Source organism: Massilia sp. CFBP 13721 (genome assembly GCF_014842025.1).
In the GTDB taxonomy this organism is placed as follows: Bacteria; Pseudomonadota; Gammaproteobacteria; order Burkholderiales; family Burkholderiaceae_D; genus Telluria.
Genome location: NZ_JACYUY010000002.1, coordinates 65939 through 85765, shown reverse-complemented (window position 1 = coordinate 85765; position 19827 = coordinate 65939). Strand labels below are relative to the sequence as shown.

Annotated in this window: 21 protein-coding genes; 13 read left to right on the top strand and 8 right to left on the bottom strand. The window is 64.5% G+C overall.

The genetic code is table 11. From position 1 onward, the window contains the following. Positions 1-199 precede the first annotated feature (199 nt). Complete coding sequence (locus IFT60_RS02015; protein WP_192048944.1) at positions 200-847, top strand: DUF4136 domain-containing protein; 648 nt, start codon at positions 200-202, stop codon at positions 845-847. A 129-nt stretch (positions 848-976) separates the two neighbouring features. Here the strand turns inward: IFT60_RS02015 and IFT60_RS02010 are convergent, their stop codons facing one another. The 4 genes from IFT60_RS02010 to IFT60_RS01995 are packed head-to-tail and all read right to left on the bottom strand — an operon-like array spanning position 977 to position 3386. After that, complete coding sequence (locus IFT60_RS02010) at positions 977-1120, bottom strand: hypothetical protein (protein ID WP_192049446.1); 144 nt, start codon at positions 1118-1120, stop codon at positions 977-979. Then, the gene (locus IFT60_RS02005; RefSeq protein WP_192049400.1) at positions 1117-2091 is read right to left on the bottom strand and encodes a quinone oxidoreductase family protein; all 975 of its coding nucleotides are present in this window, start codon (positions 2089-2091) and stop codon (positions 1117-1119) included. Before IFT60_RS02005 ends, IFT60_RS02010 begins: the two co-directional genes overlap by 4 nt. Beyond that, entirely contained in the window at positions 2091-2486 is a 396-nt protein-coding gene (locus IFT60_RS02000; protein WP_192048941.1) for a methylglyoxal synthase, read from the bottom strand. The genes IFT60_RS02005 and IFT60_RS02000 overlap by 1 nt, the downstream gene beginning before the upstream one ends. Before the next feature lie 12 nt (positions 2487-2498). Further along, positions 2499-3386, bottom strand: a complete 888-nt coding sequence (locus IFT60_RS01995) for a DMT family transporter (RefSeq protein WP_229510647.1) — start codon at positions 3384-3386, stop codon at positions 2499-2501. 224 nt (positions 3387-3610) lie between these two features. Here IFT60_RS01995 and IFT60_RS01990 point away from each other — a divergent pair, with 224 nt between their 5' ends. The 12 genes from IFT60_RS01990 to pepA all read left to right on the top strand — a co-directional run bounded on the left by IFT60_RS01990 (position 3611) and on the right by pepA (position 14695). Next, positions 3611-4390 carry a DUF2182 domain-containing protein gene (locus IFT60_RS01990; protein ID WP_192048936.1) on the top strand — a complete coding sequence of 260 codons (780 nt, stop codon included), beginning with the start codon at positions 3611-3613 and terminating at the stop codon, positions 4388-4390. A 77-nt stretch (positions 4391-4467) separates the two neighbouring features. Continuing rightward, positions 4468-5196 carry a YebC/PmpR family DNA-binding transcriptional regulator gene (locus IFT60_RS01985; RefSeq protein WP_192048934.1) on the top strand — a complete coding sequence of 243 codons (729 nt, stop codon included), beginning with the start codon at positions 4468-4470 and terminating at the stop codon, positions 5194-5196. Between the two features lie 7 nt (positions 5197-5203). After that, a complete protein-coding gene (purD, locus tag IFT60_RS01980; protein WP_192048933.1) occupies positions 5204-6469 on the top strand; it encodes a phosphoribosylamine--glycine ligase in 1266 nt (421 codons plus the stop codon). A 179-nt stretch (positions 6470-6648) separates the two neighbouring features. Beyond that, on the top strand, positions 6649-7560 hold the full coding sequence (gene hemF, locus IFT60_RS01975) for an oxygen-dependent coproporphyrinogen oxidase (RefSeq protein WP_192048930.1): 912 nt from the start codon (positions 6649-6651) through the stop codon (positions 7558-7560). Then, on the top strand, positions 7557-8240 hold the full coding sequence (locus tag IFT60_RS01970) for a nicotinate-nucleotide adenylyltransferase (protein WP_374000678.1): 684 nt from the start codon (positions 7557-7559) through the stop codon (positions 8238-8240). The genes hemF and IFT60_RS01970 overlap by 4 nt, the downstream gene beginning before the upstream one ends. After that, positions 8240-8944, top strand: a complete 705-nt coding sequence (gene rsfS / locus IFT60_RS01965) for a ribosome silencing factor (RefSeq protein WP_192048928.1) — start codon at positions 8240-8242, stop codon at positions 8942-8944. The genes IFT60_RS01970 and rsfS overlap by 1 nt, the downstream gene beginning before the upstream one ends. A 16-nt stretch (positions 8945-8960) precedes the next feature. Further along, positions 8961-9431, top strand: a complete 471-nt coding sequence (gene rlmH / locus IFT60_RS01960) for a 23S rRNA (pseudouridine(1915)-N(3))-methyltransferase RlmH (RefSeq protein WP_056341400.1) — start codon at positions 8961-8963, stop codon at positions 9429-9431. An 11-nt stretch (positions 9432-9442) separates the two neighbouring features. Beyond that, positions 9443-10060, top strand: coding sequence for a Maf family protein (locus IFT60_RS01955; RefSeq protein ID WP_192048926.1), 618 nt, complete (start codon positions 9443-9445; stop codon positions 10058-10060). Between the two features lie 273 nt (positions 10061-10333). Then, positions 10334-11797 carry a ribonuclease G gene (gene rng / locus IFT60_RS01950; RefSeq protein ID WP_192048924.1) on the top strand — a complete coding sequence of 488 codons (1464 nt, stop codon included), beginning with the start codon at positions 10334-10336 and terminating at the stop codon, positions 11795-11797. A gap of 8 nt (positions 11798-11805) precedes the next feature. Then, positions 11806-12420, top strand: coding sequence for an HD domain-containing protein (locus IFT60_RS01945; RefSeq protein ID WP_192048922.1), 615 nt, complete (start codon positions 11806-11808; stop codon positions 12418-12420). Between the two features lie 187 nt (positions 12421-12607). Further along, positions 12608-13498, top strand: a complete 891-nt coding sequence (locus IFT60_RS01940; protein ID WP_192048920.1) for a sensor histidine kinase — start codon at positions 12608-12610, stop codon at positions 13496-13498. Positions 13499-13855: 357 nt separating this feature from the next. Further along, positions 13856-14695 carry a flocculation-associated PEP-CTERM protein PepA gene (gene pepA / locus IFT60_RS01935; protein WP_192048918.1) on the top strand — a complete coding sequence of 280 codons (840 nt, stop codon included), beginning with the start codon at positions 13856-13858 and terminating at the stop codon, positions 14693-14695. Between the two features lie 49 nt (positions 14696-14744). Here the strand turns inward: pepA and IFT60_RS01930 are convergent, their stop codons facing one another. From IFT60_RS01930 to fdhF, 4 genes are read right to left on the bottom strand one after another with little or no spacing between them, the layout of a single operon-like run. Further along, positions 14745-15440 carry an ABC transporter ATP-binding protein gene (locus tag IFT60_RS01930; RefSeq protein ID WP_192048916.1) on the bottom strand — a complete coding sequence of 232 codons (696 nt, stop codon included), beginning with the start codon at positions 15438-15440 and terminating at the stop codon, positions 14745-14747. Beyond that, complete coding sequence (locus tag IFT60_RS01925) at positions 15437-16144, bottom strand: ABC transporter permease (RefSeq protein ID WP_192048914.1); 708 nt, start codon at positions 16142-16144, stop codon at positions 15437-15439. The genes IFT60_RS01930 and IFT60_RS01925 overlap by 4 nt, the downstream gene beginning before the upstream one ends. A gap of 11 nt (positions 16145-16155) precedes the next feature. Then, on the bottom strand, positions 16156-17028 hold the full coding sequence (locus IFT60_RS01920; protein ID WP_192048912.1) for a formate dehydrogenase accessory sulfurtransferase FdhD: 873 nt from the start codon (positions 17026-17028) through the stop codon (positions 16156-16158). Next, positions 17025-19826: a formate dehydrogenase subunit alpha gene (gene fdhF, locus IFT60_RS01915; RefSeq protein WP_192048910.1), complete on the bottom strand. Its 2802-nt coding sequence runs from the start codon at positions 19824-19826 to the stop codon at positions 17025-17027. The genes IFT60_RS01920 and fdhF overlap by 4 nt, the downstream gene beginning before the upstream one ends. Between the last annotated feature and the right edge of the window lies 1 nt (position 19827).

The window sequence follows — 19827 nt, the reverse complement described above, 5'->3', positions numbered from 1 at the left end:
TCCGGAAATATACAGTCGAAGAAGCACTTATTTTACCAACAAGATTTACCCCGGCTCGCGCAATTCAGTCGATGCGCACCTGTGCGAAATGTGTCGTCAAGTAGTGTTGGTAACCATGTGTAAATTAATCTGCGTAAATTGACGAAACGGCGCAATCTGACGCTAGGCAAAGACCGTTAAAAACCCGGAGAGAAAACGAATGAAACGCTTGATTGCAGCAGGCATGGCGCTCACCGCGCTATTGCTGGGCGGATGCGCCACCACCATCCGCTCGGACGTCACGACCTTCCACCAGTGGCCGGCCCAGATCGAAGACAAGAGCTATGTGTTCGAGGCGCCGCCGAATTTCGACAATACGCTCGAATACCAGAGCTACCAGAACCTGGTGCGCGGACAGCTGGCGCAGCTGGGTTTCCGCGAATCGAACCTGAGCCCGGCCGCCCTGAAGGTGGCGATGCGGTTTACCACCACCGACGTCCCGGTGCGCGTCGTGCAGCCGGTGATGTACGATGATTTTTCGTACTTCGGCCCGCGTTATGGCTCCTTCTATGGTTCGCGCTTCGGTCCGCGCGGACGCTTCGCCCGTTGGCACCATCCGTTCTATGACCCGTTCTGGAGCCCGGTCCCGGCCTACCAGGTCTCGATCGAGCACCAGTACCGGCGCGAGCTGCAGGTATCGATCAAGGACAAGACCGACAAGCGCCTGTTCGACGTCACCGTGCACAACCTGAGCCGCCAGCTGTCGACGCCGGAAGTGATGCCGGCGCTGGTGCAAAGCGCGTTTGCGGGATTCCCGGGGCCGAGCGGGCAGGTGCGCAGGGTGGAGTTGCAGCGTAAGGATGGCTGATTTGCCGTTTTAAGGCGTTGGAATACAAAGCCGGAACAGTGATGTTCCGGCTTTTTTATTGATTATTGAGACAGTGGCGTACCGTAGGGGGGCTCGGGGAGCCCCCCTACGGTACGCCATGGTCAACAATTACGTGAAATACGCCTCCGAAGCGAAGGTGATCACGATAATCAACAGCACCGCCAGCAGCAGCACGATCAGCAAACGCCCGAACTTCGGCGCGCCGACCGTGTCCGGCTCCTGCGGCTCGTTATCGTCGCTGAACTCCCTCATGGCAGCAGGATCGTTGAACCGGTGGTCCGGCGCGCTTCGAGCGCGATGTGGGCCTTCGCGGCCTCGGCCAGCGCGAAGCGCTGGTGGATGTCGATCTTCACTTTGCCGCTCTCGACCATCGCGAACAGGTCGGCCGCGCGTTCTTCCAGCGCGTCGCGGGTGGCGACATAGGCGCCCAGCGAGGGCCGGGTGAGGTACAGCGAATTGCGCGACGCCAGTTCGTTCATCGAGAACGGCGGCACCGGCCCCGACGCGTTGCCGAAGCTGACCATCAGCCCGCGCGGCTGCAGGCAGTCGAGCGAGCGGATAAAGGTGTCCTTGCCGACCGAGTCGTAGACGACCGGCACCTTCGCGCCATCCGTGATCTCGAGCACGCGCGCCACGATGTCTTCCTCGTTGTAGTTGATCACATGGGCAGCGCCGGCCGCTTGTGCCAGCGCCGCCTTTTCCTTGGACCCGACAGTGCCGATCAGGTTCACGCCCATCGCACGCGCCCACTGGCAGGCAATCAGGCCAACGCCGCCGGCGGCCGCATGGAACAGGATGGTCTGGCCCGGCTTGATCTGGTAAGTGCCGTTGAACAGGTATTGCACCGTCAAGCCCTGCAGCATCATGGCCGCGGCCGTTTCGAAATCGATCGCGTCCGGCAGGCGCACCAGGATATCGGCCGGCATCGTGCGCAATGCACTGTAGGCGCCGTTCGGGCGCCCGGCATAGGCGACGCGGTCGCCTGGCTGGACGTGGGTCACGCCCTCGCCCACCGCCTCGACCACGCCCGCGCCTTCCTGGCCCAGGCCTGAGGGCAGCGGCATCGGGTACAGCCCGGTACGGAAATAGACGTCAATAAAATTCAGGCCGATCGCATGCTGGCGCACGCGCGCCTCGCCCGGTCCGGGCTCCCCTACCTCGACGTCGACGTACTCGAGTACTTCCGGCCCGCCGGTGCGGGTCATGCGTATTGCCTTGGCCATCATGCTGCGATCTCCTTGTCGTTGATTGTCATGAGCTGGCTCAGCACCAGGTGAGCCGTGGATACGTTGGTGGCGCAGGCGACGTTGTGGACGTCGCAAGCGCGTACCAGCGCGTTGATATCGGGTTCGTGCGGCTGCGGCGTCATCGGGTCGCGCAGGAAAATCACGGCGTCGATGTTGCCGATGACGAGCTCGGCGCCGATCTGCAGGTCGCCGCCGAACGGACCGGAATGCTTGCACTCGACCGCCAGGCCGAGTTCGGCGATCAGGCGCGATCCGGTGGTGCCGGTGGCGACCAGCGCGCAGCCGGCCAGGAAGTCGCGGTAGGCGCCCGCGAGCACGATCATGTCGTCCTTCTTCTTGTCGTGCGCGATCAGCGCGATGCGTGGTTTCATTTTCTCCCCTCTTTATTTTTTCAAGGACAGCAAGGTAATGCCCGCCAGCACCAGGCCGGTGCCACCCAACTGCACCGCGGTCAGCGGCTCGCCCAACACCAAGTAGCCCAGGAACAGCGTCGACACCGGGCCGATCATGCCGGCCTGGGAAGCGGTGGCCGCGCCGATGCGCCCTACCGCCGCCATGGTCATGAATACCGGGAAGATGGTACAGAAAACGGCGTTGACGAGCGAGAGCCCGTACACCGCCGGCGGCTGTACCAGCAGCGCCACCGGCCGCAGGACGAGGAACTGGATGACGCAGGCCACGCCCGATACACACATCGCATACGCCACCAGGCGCAGCGAGCCGACGCGGCGCACCATCTCGCCGGTGCCGAGCAAGTACACGGCGTAGGTGACGGCCGAGCCGGTCACGAACAGCGCGCCCAGCACCGTGTTGCCGGCATCCCCACCGGCCAGGTCGTGCAGGAAGACCAGCACGATGCCGCAGTACGACAGCGCCAGCGCGCCCCACTCGAAGGGGCCGATGCGGCGCTTGAAAAAGATGGCGGTGATCGCCAGCACGAAAGTCGGCGTCAGGAACAGGATCAGCCGCTCGAGCCCGACGGAAATGTACTGCAAGCCCAGGAAATCGAGCGTGCTCGACAGGTAATAGCCGATCAGGCCGAGTCCGGCGATGCGCCAGCGGTCCGCCGGGCTGAGCGGCGCCTCGGTACGCATCTTCCAGAAGGCGACGGCGGCAAACACCGGAAGCGAGAACAGCATCCTGAACGCGATCAAGGTAATCGCATCGATGTGGTATCGGTACAGCAGTTTGGCGACGATGGCTTTCGTGGAAAACAAAACGGCGCCACCGATGGCGATGGCCAGGCCGGCAAGGAAAGCCGGGCGTGGCATGGAGGTTGCAGTCGCGGCGGGTTCGGGCGGGGTCATCCGACGATTGTACGGCCAAGCACAAAATCGAGCTCGGCAGCACCGCGGAACGCAAGGCCGCCCGCGCAGTCCAACCTCGGCCACCACCTTCAATGAGAGAGCACAATGCCGAACTGGAACATGGTTTGGAGAATGAAGCGGCCGCCGGCGCATTCGCCGCCCTGGCCGCACAGCACGGGAGCACCCGGATGACTTCCCTGATCCGTGTCGACACCCAGCCCGGCCGCGAGCGGCCCTTCGTCATTGCCTGCCTGGCGCTGCTGGTGGCAATCTGCTGGGCCTGCCTGGTGTTTCGCGCCTTGCGCATCGCCACGCTCGATCCGCCGCCGCCGGGTACGGTGCTGGCGACGCCGCCCTATCGCGCGTCCGAACTGGGGCTGGTGCTGGCGATGTGGGGCGCGGTCCTCTCGGCCATCACGCTGCCGGCGGCGACGCCAGTAATCCTGCTGTTCGCCCACATTAACCGGCTGGCGCGCGCGGTACGCTTCCCGAATCTCGGGACGCTGGCGTTCATTCTCGGCTACCTGGCGGCCTGGATCGGCTTCGGCGCCTGCGCCACGCTGGCGCAGTGGGCGCTGCACGATGCCGGCCTGCTCGATACCGGCATGGCCATCGTCAATGGCGCGGGGTGCGGCTTGCTGCTGGTGGCGGCCGGGATCTACCAGTGGACACCGGCCAAGCACGCCTGCCTGCGCCATTGCCGGGCGCCGCTGTCGTTCGTGGTCACCAGCTGGCGCCCGGGCCTGGCGGGCGCCCTGCGCATGGGTTGCACGCACGGCCTGTACTGCGTGGGCTGCTGGTGGCTGCTGATGCTGTTGCTGTTCGCGGCCGGGGTCACCAACCTGGGTGCGCTGCTGGGCCTGGCGGGGCTGGTGATGCTGGAAAAGCTGGTGCCGGGTGGCGCCGTGGTGGCTTGCGTGGGTGGCCTGGGGCTTCTCGGATGGGGAACCTTGTTGTTGTTTCCATAAGCCGATGTCGTTTTTTGCAGACGGTGCCCATGCTAGAATGACGGCCATTCTTGCATACCGTCTAAGGAATTCTCGACATGGCTGGACACAGCAAATGGGCCAACATCAAACACAAAAAGGCCGCGACTGACGCCAAGCGCGGCAAGATCTGGACCCGCCTGATCAAGGAAATCACGGTCGCCGCGCGCATGGGCGGCGGCGACATCGACGCCAACCCGCGCCTGCGCCTGGCCGTCGACAAGGCGGCCGACGCCAACATGCCGAAGGATAACGTCACCCGTGCGATCCAGCGCGGCTCGGGCAGCCTGGAAGGCGTGAACTACGAGGAAATTCGCTACGAAGGCTACGGCATCGGCGGCGCGGCGATCATCGTCGACTGCATGACCGACAACCGCGTGCGCACCGTGGCCGAAGTGCGCCATGCCTTCAGCAAGTTCGGCGGCAACATGGGCACCGAGGGTTCGGTGGCCTTCATGTTCAAGCACACCGGCCAGTTCCTGTTCGCGCCCGGCGTCGACGAGGACAAGCTGATGGAAGCGGCCCTCGAAGCCGGCGCCGAAGACGTGGTGCAGGACGAGGAAGGCGGCTTCGAAGTGCTGTGCGATCCGTTTGCCTTCTCGAACGTCAAGGACGCCCTCGAAAAGGCCGGCTTCAAGGCCGAAGTGGCCGAAGTCATCATGAAACCTGCCACCGAAACCGAATTCACCGGCGAGGACGCGATCAAGATGCAAAAGCTGCTCGACGCGCTGGAAAACCTCGACGACGTGCAGGAAATCTATACCAACGCCGTCATCAGCGACGAATAAGCCCACTATGAAGATCCTGGTAGTCGGCTCTGGCGGCCGCGAACACGCCCTGGCCTGGAAACTGGCCCAATCCGAACGCGTACAGATGGTGTACGTCGCGCCCGGCAATGGCGGCACCGCGCGCGATCCGCGCCTGGTGAACGTCGACATCACGGACCCGGCTGCTTTGGCCGACTTCGTCGTGGCCGAACACGTCGCGCTGACCCTGGTCGGCCCGGAAGCGCCGCTGGCGGCCGGCATCGTCAACCTGTTCCGTTCGCGTGGCCTGAAAATATTCGGGCCCACGCGCGAAGCGGCGCAGCTGGAAAGTTCCAAGGACTTCGCCAAGGCCTTCATGCAGCGCCACGGCATCCCGACCGCGAAGTACCAGAGCTTTTCCGATGCCGCCCAGGCGCACGCCTATGTCGACGCCAACGGCGCGCCGATCGTCATCAAGGCCGACGGCCTCGCCGCCGGCAAGGGTGTCGTCGTTGCGATGTCGCTCGAAGAAGCGCATGCCGCGGTCGACCACATGCTGTCCGATAACGCCTTTGGCGACGCCGGCGCACGCATCGTGATCGAGGAATTCCTGGCGGGAGAGGAAGCGAGTTTCATCGTCATGTGCGACGGCAAGCACATCCTGCCGATGGCCACCTCGCAAGACCACAAGCGCCTGCAAGACCACGACCAGGGCCCGAACACCGGCGGCATGGGTGCCTATTCCCCGGCGCCGATCGTGACTCCGGCGATGCATGCGCGCGTGATGCGCGAGATCATCAACCCGACCATCCAGGGCATGGCCAAGGACGGCATCGTCTTCACCGGCTTCCTCTACGCCGGCCTGATGATCGACAGCGAGGGCAATCCGCGCACGCTGGAATTCAATTGCCGCATGGGTGACCCGGAAACCCAGCCGATCATGGCGCGCCTGAAAAGCGACTACCTGACGGTGCTGGAACACGCCTGCAACGGCACCCTCGACACGGTCGACCTCGAATGGGACCGGCGCACGGCGGTGGGCGTGGTGATGGCCGCCGCCGGTTACCCGGACAGCCCGCGCAAGGGCGACGTCATCGAGGGTATCGCCGCCGAGACGCCGGAATGCGTGACCTTCCATGCCGGCACCACGATCGTGGACGGCAAGCTGCAATCGAATGGCGGACGCGTTCTCTGCGTGGTCGGCCTCGGCGACAGTGTGAAAATGGCGCAGAAGCAGGCGTATGAAGGCGTGGAAAAAATCCGCTTCGACGGCGCCCAGTTCCGGCGCGATATCGGGTGGCGCGGGATCAAATAAGCGTTTCGATTGCTGAAACGTTGTACTGCCGTGGAGTCGGGACTCCACCCTACGTGAACCAATGATCGTAGGGTGGAGTCCTGACTCCACGCGTTTACTCCATTCGATCAAACGCCGCCTCATTAGCACCGGCGCAGTGTACAATCCCCCTCTTATTTTTCCTTCACGCTCCGCCCTACATGTCCACACCTTCCCCTTCCGCCATCAAAGCCTGGCTGCTCGACCTGCAGGTAAGCATCGTCGCGGGACTGGAAGCGGTCGACGGCAAGCCCTTCCTGCGCGATAGCTGGGAACGGCCCGAGGGCGGCGGCGGCATCTCGCGCCTGATCGAGGAAGGCAATGTGCTGGAACGCGGCGGCGTGAATTTTTCGCACGTGACCGGCGCCAGCTTGCCGCCCTCGGCGGCGGCGGCCCGGCCGGAACTGGCGGGGCGCGCCTGGGAAGCGATGGGCGTGTCGCTGGTGTTGCATCCGCGTAACCCATACGCGCCGACGGTGCACATGAACGTGCGCTTCTTCGAAGCGACGGCGGAAGGCCAGGAGCCGGTCTGGTGGTTCGGCGGCGGCATGGACTTGACGCCGTATTACGGCAACGCCGACGACGCGCGCCACTTCCACCAGGTCTGCCACGACGCGCTGGCGCCTTTCGGCGCCGACCTGCATCCGCGTTTCAAGAAGTGGTGCGACGAGTATTTTTATATCAAGCACCGCAAGGAAGCGCGCGGCGTCGGCGGCATCTTTTTCGATGACTTCAACGAGCTGCCCTTCGACGACGCCTTTGCGCTGGTACGCAAGGTCGGCGACGGTTTCCTCGACGCCTACCTGCCAATCTTGAAAGCGCGCAAGGACACGCCGTACGGCGAACGCGAGCGCGATTTCCAGGCTTACCGGCGTGGCCGCTACGTCGAGTTCAATCTCGTCTGGGACCGCGGTACCCACTTCGGCCTGCAGTCGGGCGGACGCACCGAGGCGATCCTGATGTCGCTGCCGCCGATCGTGAAATGGCGCTACGACTGGCATCCGGAACCGGGCAGCGCGGAAGCGGCGCTATATTCCGACTTCCTGCCGCACCGGGACTGGCTCTCTCAGTGAGCACAGGCTTGACCACCTGCATCGCCCTGCTCGGCGGCAGTTTCGATCCCGTCCACCACGGCCACGTCGCACTGGCGCGGCTGTTCTGCGAGTTATTGCAGCCGACTGCGTTGCACGTGCTGCCGGCGAAACCATGGCAGAAATCGTCGCTGCAGGCGAGCGACGAACAGCGCGTGGCGATGCTGGAACTGGCCTTCCGCGATAGTGGTTTGCCGGTCGTCATCGACCGGCGCGAAATCGAACGCGGCACCTCGACCTATACGGTCGAAACGCTGCGCGGCCTGCGCGCCGAACTCGGGCCGGATGCCTCGATCGTCTTCCTGATGGGGGCGGACCAGTTGCAGAACCTGGACAGCTGGCGCGACTGGCAACAGCTGTTCGAACTGGCCAACATCGCGGTCGCGGCGCGGCCGGGGTATACGCTGGAACAGGATGCGCTGCCGCACGCGGTGGCGCGCGAACTGGCGCCGCGTGTAGCGCCACCAGAACAAGTGCGCACCACGCCTGCCGGCCTGGTGTGCCTGGCGCACACGCTGGCGGTCGATATCTCGGCCACCCAGGTGCGCGCCCTGCTGCGTGGGGAAGACGATTCAGGTACGGCCGCCAAGGCGAACGTGAACTCGCTCGTCCCGCCGGTAGTGCTAGACTATATTCAACAACATCATTTATACAAGAACTAATGGATATCAAAAAACTGCAAACGGTCGTCGTGGACGCCCTCGAAGACGTCAAGGGCCAGGAGATCATGCTGTTCGATACGACTGGGCTGACCAGCCTGTTCGACCGGATTGCGGTCGTCTCGGGTACCTCGAACCGCCAGACCAAGGCGCTGGCCGCCTCGGTGCGCGACAAGGTCAAGGAAGCCGGCGGCGACATCATCGGCATGGAAGGTGAAGATACCGGCGAATGGGTGCTGGTCGACCTGGGCGACATGATCGTCCACATCATGCAGCCGGCCATCCGCCAGTACTACCGCCTTGAGGAAATCTGGGGCGAGAAGCCGGTGAAGCTGGGCGCCGCCAAGCGCAAGTCGACCGCCGAAGCGCTTGAGGCTGCCGAGCCGAAAGTGAAATCGAAGCACCTGGCCGCCAACCAGGACGCACCGGAAGTCAAGCCGGTCAACGAGCGCAAGCCTGCGGCCAAGCGCGCCACAACCCTGAAGACCTCCGCCACCAAGGCGCCGGCGAAGAAACCAGCCGCCAAAGCAGTATCGAAAGCCGTCGGCAAGACCATCACGGTCGCGCCGAGCCGGACCGAGATCGCCGCCGTCGAAGCGACCAAGGCCAAGCCGCCAAAGCGCAAAGTCGCAGCGCCTGCCGTTGCGGCCGATGCAGCACCCGTGAAAAAAGTCATCAAGCGCGTCACCAAAAAGGCCGCCGAGTAATTTTACGTAAGTTTCAATGCAACTCATCATCGCCGCGGTCGGCCATAAAATGCCGGCCTGGATCGAAACCGGCTTTTCCGAATACACGAAGCGCATGCCGCCCGAGCTGCGCATCGTGCTCAAGGAAATCAAGCCGGTCGAACGTTCCGGCAGCAAGACGGCCGCCACCGCGATGGCGCTCGAACGCGAGCGCATCGAAGCCGCATTGCCGAAAGGCGTGCGCATCATCGCGCTCGACGAGCGCGGCAAGGATTTGACCAGTGTCGGCCTGTCCCAGCAATTGCTGGGCTGGCTGCAGGATGGCCGCGATACCGCCTTCCTGATCGGCGGGGCCGACGGCCTCGATCCGGAACTCAAGGCGCGCGCCGAGGGCCTGATCCGTATTTCCAGCATGACGCTGCCGCACGGCGTCGTGCGCGTGATGCTGGCCGAACAGCTGTACCGGGCCTGGTCCATCACCCAGAACCATCCGTACCACCGCGTCTGACCAGGTCTGCCATGAAAGTCCTCGACAAGAAAATCTACCTCGCCTCGAAATCGCCGCGGCGGCGCGAATTGCTGCGCCAGGTCGGCGTGGACTTCGACCTGCTGATGCTGCGCAGCGACCCGGCGCGCGGCGTCGACGTCAGCGAAGACGTGCGGCCGGGCGAACCGGCGCACGACTACGTGGTGCGCGTCGCGCTCGAAAAAGGCGCGTTTGCCTGGAAAGTATTGCAGCAGCGCCGCCAGCCGCTGCGTCCGGTACTCACGGCCGACACCACCGTCACCGTCGACGACGAGATCCTCGGCAAGCCCGCTGATCCGCTTGAAGCCGCTGCCATGCTCGAACGCCTGTCCGGCCGCACGCACCAGGTGCTGACCACGGTTGCGGTCCACTTCGTCGACATGGCCGAGCACATCACGCAAGTATCGAACGTACGCTTCGCCACACTGACGCCCCAGGCCATCCGCGCCTACTGCGCCACGACCGAACCCTACGACAAGGCCGGCGGCTACGGCATCCAGGGGCTGGCGGCGCTGTTCGTCGAGCATATCGAGGGCAGCCATTCGGGGATCATGGGGCTTCCTTTGTTCGAGACAGCCGTGCTGCTGCGCAAGGCGGGCGTGCCGATTTAATCGATCTGTTTAAATCGCGTAAACCGTAGGGTGGACTCCTGAGTCCACGCGGTGCAGCAGGTGAGGCAATCGGGGAGCATGCGTCGTACCGCGTGGAGTCAGGACTCCACCCTATATGTGCGGTATGCACGCGTTTACGATACAAGCTAAAGCCGTCGCGTTGACGTCCCGCTTCGTCCCGCTTTCGTCCCCTGCCAAACCCGCAGTTCCCCGCCGCCCTCCTTGCCGGGCGTGTATCATGGCACTCTGAACAATATCCGTGCCCGGCGTGCCATGAACGAAGACATCCTCATCAATATCACTCCGCAGGAAACGCGCGTGGCGCTGGTCTTGCAGGGCGCGGTGCAGGAGTTGCACATCGAACGCACACTGACGCGCGGCCTGGCCGGCAACGTGTATTCGGGCAAGGTGGTGCGCGTGCTGCCGGGGATGCAGTCCGCTTTCATCGACATCGGCCTCGAGCGCGCCGCTTTCCTGCACGTGGCCGACATCTGGGAAGCGCGCCCGCACGACAATTCGAACACGCCGCCGACGCCGATCGAAAAGCTGCTGTTCGACGGCCAGGTGCTGACGGTGCAGGTGATCAAGGATCCGATCGGCACCAAGGGCGCGCGCCTGTCGACGCAGATTTCGATTGCCGGGCGCATGCTGGTGTACCTGCCGCAGGATAACCACATCGGCATCTCGCAAAAGATCGAAAAGGAAGCCGACCGCGAACTGCTGCGCACGCGCATGGGCGCCCTGCTCCCGAGCGACGAAAAAGGCGGCTACATCGTCCGCACCCAGGCCGAGGACGCCTCCGATGTCGACCTGGCCGCCGACATCGATTACCTGCGCAAGACCTGGGCCGCGATCCAGAACGGCGCGCGCACCCGTCCCGCCACGAGCCTCTTGTACCAGGACCTGAACCTGGCCCAGCGCGTGCTGCGCGACTTCGTGCACGACGAGACGGCGACGATCCAGGTCGACTCGCGCGAAAACCATGCCATGCTGGTCGAGTTCGCCAAGATCTACACGCCGAGCGTGCTGGCGCGCCTGCAGCACTACACCGGCGAGCGGCCGCTGTTCGACCTGTATGGCGTGGAAGAGGAAATCCTGCGCGCGCTGGGGCGCCGCGTCGACCTGAAAAGCGGCGGCTACCTGATCGTCGACCAGACCGAGGCGATGACGACGATCGACGTGAATACCGGCGGCTATGTGGGCGGTCGCAATTTCGCCGACACGATTTTCAAGACCAACCTGGAAGCGGCGCATGCGATCGCGCGCCAGCTGCGCCTGCGCAACCTGGGCGGGATCATCATCCTCGACTTCATCGACATGGAAAACAACGAGCACCGCAACCAGGTGCTCGCCGAACTCAAGAAGACGCTGGCGCGCGACCGCACCAAGGTCTCGGTCAGCAATTTCTCGGCGCTGGGCCTGGTCGAAATGACGCGGAAGCGCACCCGCGAGTCGCTCGCCCACATCCTGTGCGAGCCCTGCCCGGCCTGTTCGGGCAAGGGCCAGGTCAAAACCTCGCGCACGATCTGCTACGAAATCCTGCGCGAACTGCTGCGCGAAGCCAAGCAGTTCAACCCGCGCGAATTCCGCATCCTCGCCTCGCAGGAAGTTGTCGATTTGTTCCTCGAGGAAGAATCGCAGCACCTGGCGATGCTGGGCGATTTCATCGGCAAGAAGATCTCGCTGCAGGTGGAAAAGGGGTATCACCAGGAACAGTACGACGTCATCCTGATGTGAGGTGACGCATGAAGCATGTTGAAGAGCGCTGGCAGCAGCTGTGGCAGGCCATCGGCTCCCCGCCACCCGCCGGCTTGCTCGACGCCCTGCTGGCAGCCTGGCGCGAACCGCAGCGCCATTACCACACGCTGCAGCACCTGGAAGAATGCCTCGATCACTTCGACGCCATGCGCGCGCAGAGCGATCACGCCTGCGAGATCGAACTGGCCCTGTGGTTCCACGACGCCGTCTACGACGTGCATGCCCACGATAATGAAGCGCGTTCGGCCGGCTGGGCACTGCGCGCGCTCGCCGGCGCCGGCCTGGCGCCGGCCTCCTGCGAACGCGTGGCGGCCCTGGTCATGGCGACCGCCGCGCACGCGCCGAGTGCCGCACCCGACGCGCAAGTGCTGACCGATATCGACCTGGCCATCCTGGGCGCCCCTCTCCCACGCTTCGCCGAATACGAGCGCCAGATCCGCGCCGAATACGCCCACGTGCCGGCCGCCCTGTTCGCCGCGAAGCGCAAGGCGGTGCTGCGCGGCTTTCTCGAACGCGCGCGCATCTACCAGACCGCGCACTTTAGAACCCACCTCGAATCGCAGGCACGCGCCAACCTGGTGGGAGCCATTGGCCTCCCGTGAACCATTGACGCGCCACTGCTTCAACCCGTATCGGGTCTACGCAGGCGGTAGCCCGTCCCGCTTTTGACGCGCACGCCTTCTCCGCCGCTGCGCGCCGATCTTGACGCAAGATGCGAAATTGCCTAGCTTCCCAAGCAGGCGGCCGATTACTCGGGCATTCCTCGCAGCGAACCCAATTGCTATCGACATGGACACAGAACCGTTCAGCCACAGGATGGAGATACGTGGTCGGCGCCGGACGGACCAGCGCACGCCGGCGGGCAGCCATGCGTCGGATGAAGCCGCCCAGAAAGCGGCCATGCTGCGCCTGACGCAAGACCAGATGCTGGTCAACCAGGCGCTGGTGGAAAAGATCCTTGCTTTCGAACAGGCCGAAGCGGCGTTGCGCGAATCGGAACGAAAACTGCACGACTTGCTGGCGCACCAGCAGGCGGCCCGCGAGGACGAGCGCAAGCGACTCTCGCGCGAGCTCCACGATACGCTGGCCCAGAACCTGCTCGCCTTGCGCATCGACATCGTCATGCTGTACCAGCAAACGACCCGCCGGCACTATCGCCTGCGCGACCGCATCGGCGCCGCGCTCGACAACGTCGACGCCATCCTGCGCTCGGTAAAGCAGCTGCTGGGTGAACTGCGGCCGTCCTGCCTGGAGCTTGGCCTGATGGCCACGGTCGACATGGAATTGCGCAAGTTTGGGCGCACCAGCGGGATTGCCTGCGATCTGGCGGGCGAACCCGGCATCGACGAACTGGTCATGGATGAGGAAGCATCGCTGACGCTATACCGGGCGCTGCAGGAATGCCTGAACAATATACTGCGCCATTCGCTGGCAAGCCGCGTCAACGTGCGCCTGGACATCGTGCACGGCATGCTGGCAATGCGCATCGCCGACAACGGCATCGGCTTCGACCCGGCGGCAGTGCGCAAGCCGGGTAGTTTCGGCCTGCTCGACCTGCACGAACGCGTGAACGGGCATGGCGGCAGTCTCCTCATCACGAGCGCCTATGCGCATGGCACCGAGTTAGTTGTAAGCGTCCCACTGAGCGCTCCGCAGCCGGATGGATTCACATCTGAATAGCGCCATTTAACTGGTTCGTCATGGCGCCACTGTCGCCTGAACACCATGCCAATGTCTATCGGGCTGTTTACGACCATCAGAAGAGATCGCGTCGATCCTGCTGCCGGCGCGAGGCTCCCTGTCCTTCACTTTCAACAGATTTATCTAATGTAAATTCACATCGATAACGACTGGTGCAACAGAGAAACGCCGCATTGTCGGAATTCTTTACACATATCCACAGCATCCATTTCTGTCTGTTTTAAGTAATTGATTTAATAGGATATTTATTCTAGGCATGGCGATTGCTTACTAAAAGTTTCCTCCTCCCGACGACTACATGTCGAAAGATTAACAATGAATTTAGTTAAGAAACTTATGTGCGCTGCAGCAATGGCGCTGGGCACGACCGGTGCCGCAATCGCGAGTCCGGTGCTCAACAATTGGGTATTTAATCCGTCCGGCACCGGTTTTGCCGGCGGCCAGACCATCAACGAATATCTGGACATCAACGGCAACGCGTTCATCCAGCTGACGCCGACCGGCGGCACCTCGTTTGCATTCAAGGAAACTGCAGTCTTGAATATTGCGCAGGCCGACGGTAACGGCAAGCTGTTCCCCGTTAACTACCCAGGTGGGAATATCACGGCGACCTTCGAAGCGATGGGCAGCGGCAGTTTCGGCGGCGCCTTCAACTTCACCAGCGGCACCGTGCGCATGTACCATAACCTGACCGGTGGCCAGTACGCCGGCACGAACGGGTTCTATGGCGCCAACCTGGGCGAGATGATCGCCGAGTTCAACGTGCTGGGCGGCGGCGGCTTGGTCGACGCAAGCGGCATCCCGACCAACAATGGCCAGGTCAGCGTCTTCGCCCAGGCAGCCCCCGGCATGCTCGACGCCGGCTACTTCTTCAACCGCACCGGCAAGGACCTGTCGAGCGAGTCGATCCTGTCGTTCGCCTTTACCAACGCCAATACGATCAGCTCGCCGACCAGCCGCATGGTGAGCGAAGTCGCTTGCGAATTTGCCGGCTTCACCGGTCCGGGCTGCGGCAGCGGTACCTATGTCAACCGTCCGGGCGAGTATTTCTTCATCGGTTCGAACGGCCAGTTCAAGCTGGCCGACGTGCCGGAGCCGGGTTCGATCGCCCTGTTCGGCATCGCCCTGGCCGCTGCGGGCGCGGTTGCGCGCAAGCGTAAAGCCCTGTCGAAATAAGTGGGACGAAACGAAAAAAAGCGGCTACGGCCGCTTTTTTCGTTTCTAGTCACGGCTTGTCGCCGGCTTCTTCCTTGTGTGGACGGTATTCGAGGCGGCCGTCGCGCAGCTTCAGGCGGCGCACGCCCGGCAGCCCGATCAGGTCGCGGTCGTGGCAGGCCATCACCACCGTGCTGCCCTCCTGCACCAGTGTCGGGATCAGGGCGATCACCTGCTCGCGCGCGGCGCCGTCCAGGTTCGCGGTCGGTTCGTCCAGCAGCAACAGGCGCGGTTGCAGCACGCGCGCGCGCGCCAGCGCCACGCGCTGCTTTTCTCCGCCGGACAGGCGCGCCGGCTCGGTCTCGCGCAGGTAGCCGACGCCGGCCCAGTCCATCGCCTCGGCGACCAGCGCCGCCACGCGCGCCTTCGGTTCGCCGCGCGCCGCCAGGCCATAGCCGATGTTCTGCGCGACGCTGGTGGAAAACATGACCGGATGCTGGTGCACGTAGACGATGGCGCGGCGCAGCAGCGGCGGATACGGATGCAGGGCGACCGGCTTGCCTTCAAAGACCGCATGGCCGATCTCGGCGGTGTCGAGGCCAGCCAGGATGCGCAGCAGCGTGCTCTTGCCGACACCGTTGGCGCCGGTGAGCACATAGGCGCTGGCCGCTTCCAGCGTCAGCGTATCGATGTCGAACAGCAGGCGTTCGCCGTGACGCTTGCGCAGCCCCTGTACGGTTAACAGCGCGCTTTTCAGCTTATTCATGCACGGCCCCCGGCCGTATGCGCTTCGCCCTGCAGCAGCATCAGCGCGCCGTTCATCAGGAGCGCCAGCGCGACCAGCACGATGCCCAGCGCGATCCCCTGCGCGAATTCGCCCTTGCTCGTTTCCAGCGCAATCGCGGTGGTGATGGTGCGCGTCTCGCCCTCGATGTTCCCGCCCACCATCAGCGCGCAGCCGACTTCCGAGATCACGCGTCCGAAGCCGCTGATCACGGCCGCCATGACGCCGTAGCGCGCCTCGTGCAGCACGGTCGTCATGACGCGCCAGCGCGAGGCGCCGAGCGCGCGCGCCGTCTCGGCATAGCGCGCATCGAGCGCCTGCACCGCCGCCAGCGTAAAGGCCAGCAACACCGGCAAGCCGACCACGAACTGGCCGGCGATGATGCCCGACTGCGAGAACAGCCACTCCAATGGTCCCAATGGGCCGCGCCGCGACAGCAGCAGGTAGAGCAGCAGGCCGATCAGCACCGTCGGCAGCGACAGGGCGCACTGCGCCAGCCAGACCGCGATGCGGCGTCCCGGAAAGCGGTGCATGGCGATCGCATACCCGAGCAGCACCGCCGGCGGCGTCGCCAGCAGCAGGCCGATGACGCTGGTTTTGACGGACACCCAGATGATGCGCCAGAGCGCGGCGTCGCCGGAAAACAGCAGCGCGAAGGCGTGCGCCGTGGCGTCGAACAGGGACATCGGGCTGGCGCTCAGGCGCTGCGCGGATAGTGCGGTACGTCGGCCAGCTCCGGCTCGAACACGAGCCGCTCCTGCCCGGCCAGCAGCAGGAAGTGCCTGCCGCTGCAGCGCGCCAGCAGGCTCATGCCGACCTTTTGCGCCACCATGTGCCCCATCTGCGTGGTGCCCGAGCGCGACAGCAGGAAGGGAATGCCCATCTGCGCACCCTTGATGACCATCTCCGAGGTCAGGCGGCCGGTCGTATAGAACACCTTGTCGGCGCCCTCGATCCCGTCCAGCCACATCAGGCCGGCGATCGCATCGACCGCGTTGTGACGGCCGACGTCCTCGACGAAATACAGCAAGTCTCCCGTGTTGGAGAACAGCGCGCAGCCGTGCACCGAGCCGGCCTGTTTGTAGATCGATTGCTGGGTGCGAATGGTGTCGACGATGCGGTAGACGACCGACTGGGCCAGCGTCGCCGTCTCGCTCAGGGAAATCGTCTCCACCTCGTCCATCAAGCCGCCGAAGACCGACCCTTGCCCGCAGCCGGTGGTAACGACCTTTTTCGCCGTGCGCTCTTCGACGTCGGCGATGCCGTTGCGGGTGACGACCGCCACCGCATCGACCGACCAGTCGACCTGCACCGACACCACGTCGTCGATCGACCGCACCAGGCGCTGGTTGCGCAGGTAGCCCAGCGTCAGCGCTTCGGGCGCGCCGCCGAGGGTCATCAGCGTGACCAGTTCGCGCTTGTCGACGTACACCGTCAGCGGGCGTTCGGCCGGGATCGAAATCGTGGAAGCGCGGCCCCGTTCGTCGAGCGCGCTCACCTCGTGGGTGAGATGGGCGCGGGCGTCGGACAGGAGCGGGCGGTGAGGTGACAAGGGAAGTGGGCAGTTCATCTTGCCAATTGTGCCATGCCGGCCAGGATTTGGCCGCCACCGTAGCTGCTTTGCCGTGCGACCTCCCCGCCGGGCGTCACCTTGATCGCGCAATATTTGAATTCCGGGATCTTGCCGACCGGGTCGAGCGCGGCGTTGGTCAGCCTGTTGATGGCCGCCTCGTAGTAACAGAACGGCACGAAGATGGCGCCGACCGGCGAGCTGTCGTCGGCGCGCGCCCACAACACCACCTCGCCGCGGCGCGAAGCGATCGTGATCGGCGCGCCCGGCGCAATGCCCAGGCGTTCCAGGTCGAGCGGGTGGACGAGCGCCACCGGATCGGGCTCGATCGCATCGAGCACGGTGGCGCGCCGGGTCATGCTGCCGGTGTGCCAGTGTTCCAGCTGGCGGCCGGTGATCAGCACCATCGGGTACTCGCTGTCGGGCCGCTCGTCGGCCGGGATGATGTCGGCCGGGACGAAACGCGCCCTGCCCCCTTCGCGCGGGAACAGTTCGGTAAACACCACCGGCTGGCCGACGTCGCCTTCGTTCATGCACGGATAGACCACGGCGCCGTTGCGTTCCAGGCGCTCCCAGGTGATGCCGCCGATGCTGGCCATCGTGTGGCGCATCTCGTCGAACACTTCGGACACGTGGCCGTAGTTCCACGGCAGGCCGAGGCGGTTGGCGATCTGCTGGATGATCCACAGGTCCTGCTTGGCCTCGCCCGGAGGGTCGATCGCCTGCCGGCCCAGCTGCACCAGGCGGTCGGTATTCGTAAACGTGCCGGTCTTTTCCGGGAAGGCGGATGCGGGCAGGATCACGTCGGCGAGATACGCCGTCTCGGTCAGGAAGATGTCCTGCACCACCAGGTGTTCGAGTGCCGCCAGCGCGGCGCGCGCGTGATTGGCGTCAGGATCGGACATGGCCGGGTTCTCGCCCATGATGTACATGCCGCGGATTTGCCCGTGGTCGATCGCGTCCATGATCTCGACCACCGTCAGGCCGGGTTTTGGATCGAGCTTGCTGCCCCAGGCGGCTTCGAATCGTTCGCGCGCGGCCTGGTTGTCGACGCGCTGGTAGTCCGGCAGCATCATCGGGATCAGGCCGGCGTCGGAGGCGCCCTGCACGTTGTTCTGGCCGCGCAGCGGATGCAATCCCGTGCCGGGACGGCCGATCTGGCCCGTCATCAGGGCCAGCGCGATCAGGCAGCGCGCGTTGTCGGTGCCGTGCACGTGCTGCGAAATACCCATGCCCCACAGGATCATCGAGCCCTTCGAGGTCGCATACAGGCGCGCCACGTAGCGGATGGTGTCGGCGTCGATGCCGCAGATCGGCGCCATCGCTTCCGGGCTGTACTCGGCCACGTTCTTTTCCAGGTCTTCGTAGCCGACTGTGCGGCTGGCGATGAAGGCTTCATCCACCAGCCTTTCGCTGACGATCACGTGCATCATCGCGTTGAGCAGTGCGACGTCGGTATCCGGCTTGAACTGCAGGTAGCGGTGCGCGTGGCGCGCCAGTTCCGAGCGGCGCGGATCGAGCACGATCAGCTTGGCGCCGGTGCGCACCGCGTTCTTGATCCAGGTGGCGGCCACCGGGTGGTTCACGGTCGGATTGGCGCCGATGATGACGATGACCTCGGCGCGGGTGACGTCCATCACCGGGTTCGACACGGCGCCGGAACCGATCCCTTCCAGCAGCGCCGACACCGAGGAAGCGTGGCACAGGCGCGTGCAGTGGTCGACGTTGTTGGTGCCGAAGCCGGTGCGCACCAGCTTCTGGAACAAATACGCTTCTTCGTTGCTGCCCTTGGCCGAGCCGAAGCCGGCCAGCGCGTTGCCGCCGTGGTCGTCGCGGATCTGCGCCAGCTTGCCGCCGGCCAGCGCCAGCGCTTCTTCCCAGCTCGCTTCGCGGAAGACGTCGAGCACCCGGTCCGGGTCCATGACGAAGTCGCCGGTCTTCGGCACCCCTGCGCGGCGGATCAGCGGTTTCGTGAGGCGATGCGGGTGGTGCGCATAGTCGAAGCCATAGCGCCCTTTCACGCACAGGCGGCCCAGGTTGGCCGGGCCGTCGCGTCCTTCGACGTACAGGATCTTGTTGTCCTTGATGTTGTAGGTCAGCTGACAGCCGACGCCGCAGTACGGGCAGACCGAATCGACCTGTTTGTCCGGGATGTTCAGCGCCACCTCGCGCGCCGGCATCAGGGCGCCGGTCGGGCAAGCCTGCACGCATTCGCCGCAGGCCACGCAGGTGGAATTGCCCATCGGGTCGTCCTGGTCGAACACGATTTTCGCGTTCTCGCCGCGGAAGGCGAGACCGATGACGTCGTTCACCTGCTCGTCGCGGCAGGCGCGCACGCAGCGTGTGCACTGGATGCAGGCGTCGAGGTTGACGGTGATGGCGGCGTGCGAATCGTCGCGCCGGGGCTGTACGCGTGTGGACGGGAAGCGCGGCTTGCCGACGCCGAGTTTTTCGGCCCAGAGGTCGACTTCGTTCTTGCGCGTGTACTCGGCTTCGGGCATGTCGGCCAGCAGCAGTTCGAGCACCATCTTTTGCGCGGTGACGGCGCGGGCGCTGTCGGTCGTCACCTTCATGCCGGCGCTGGGGTGGCGGCAGCAGGACGGCGCCAGCGTGCGCTCGCCGGCGATTTCGACCATGCAGGAGCGGCAGTTGCCGACGGCCTCGTAGCCTTCCTTGTAGCACAGGCGCGGGATGGCGATGCCTTCGCGGGCGGCGACCTCGATGATGGTCTCGTGCGGCAGCGCCGCCACGGCGTGGCCGTTGAGTTCGAATGTGACGGTGGGCGTATTTGCGTTCATG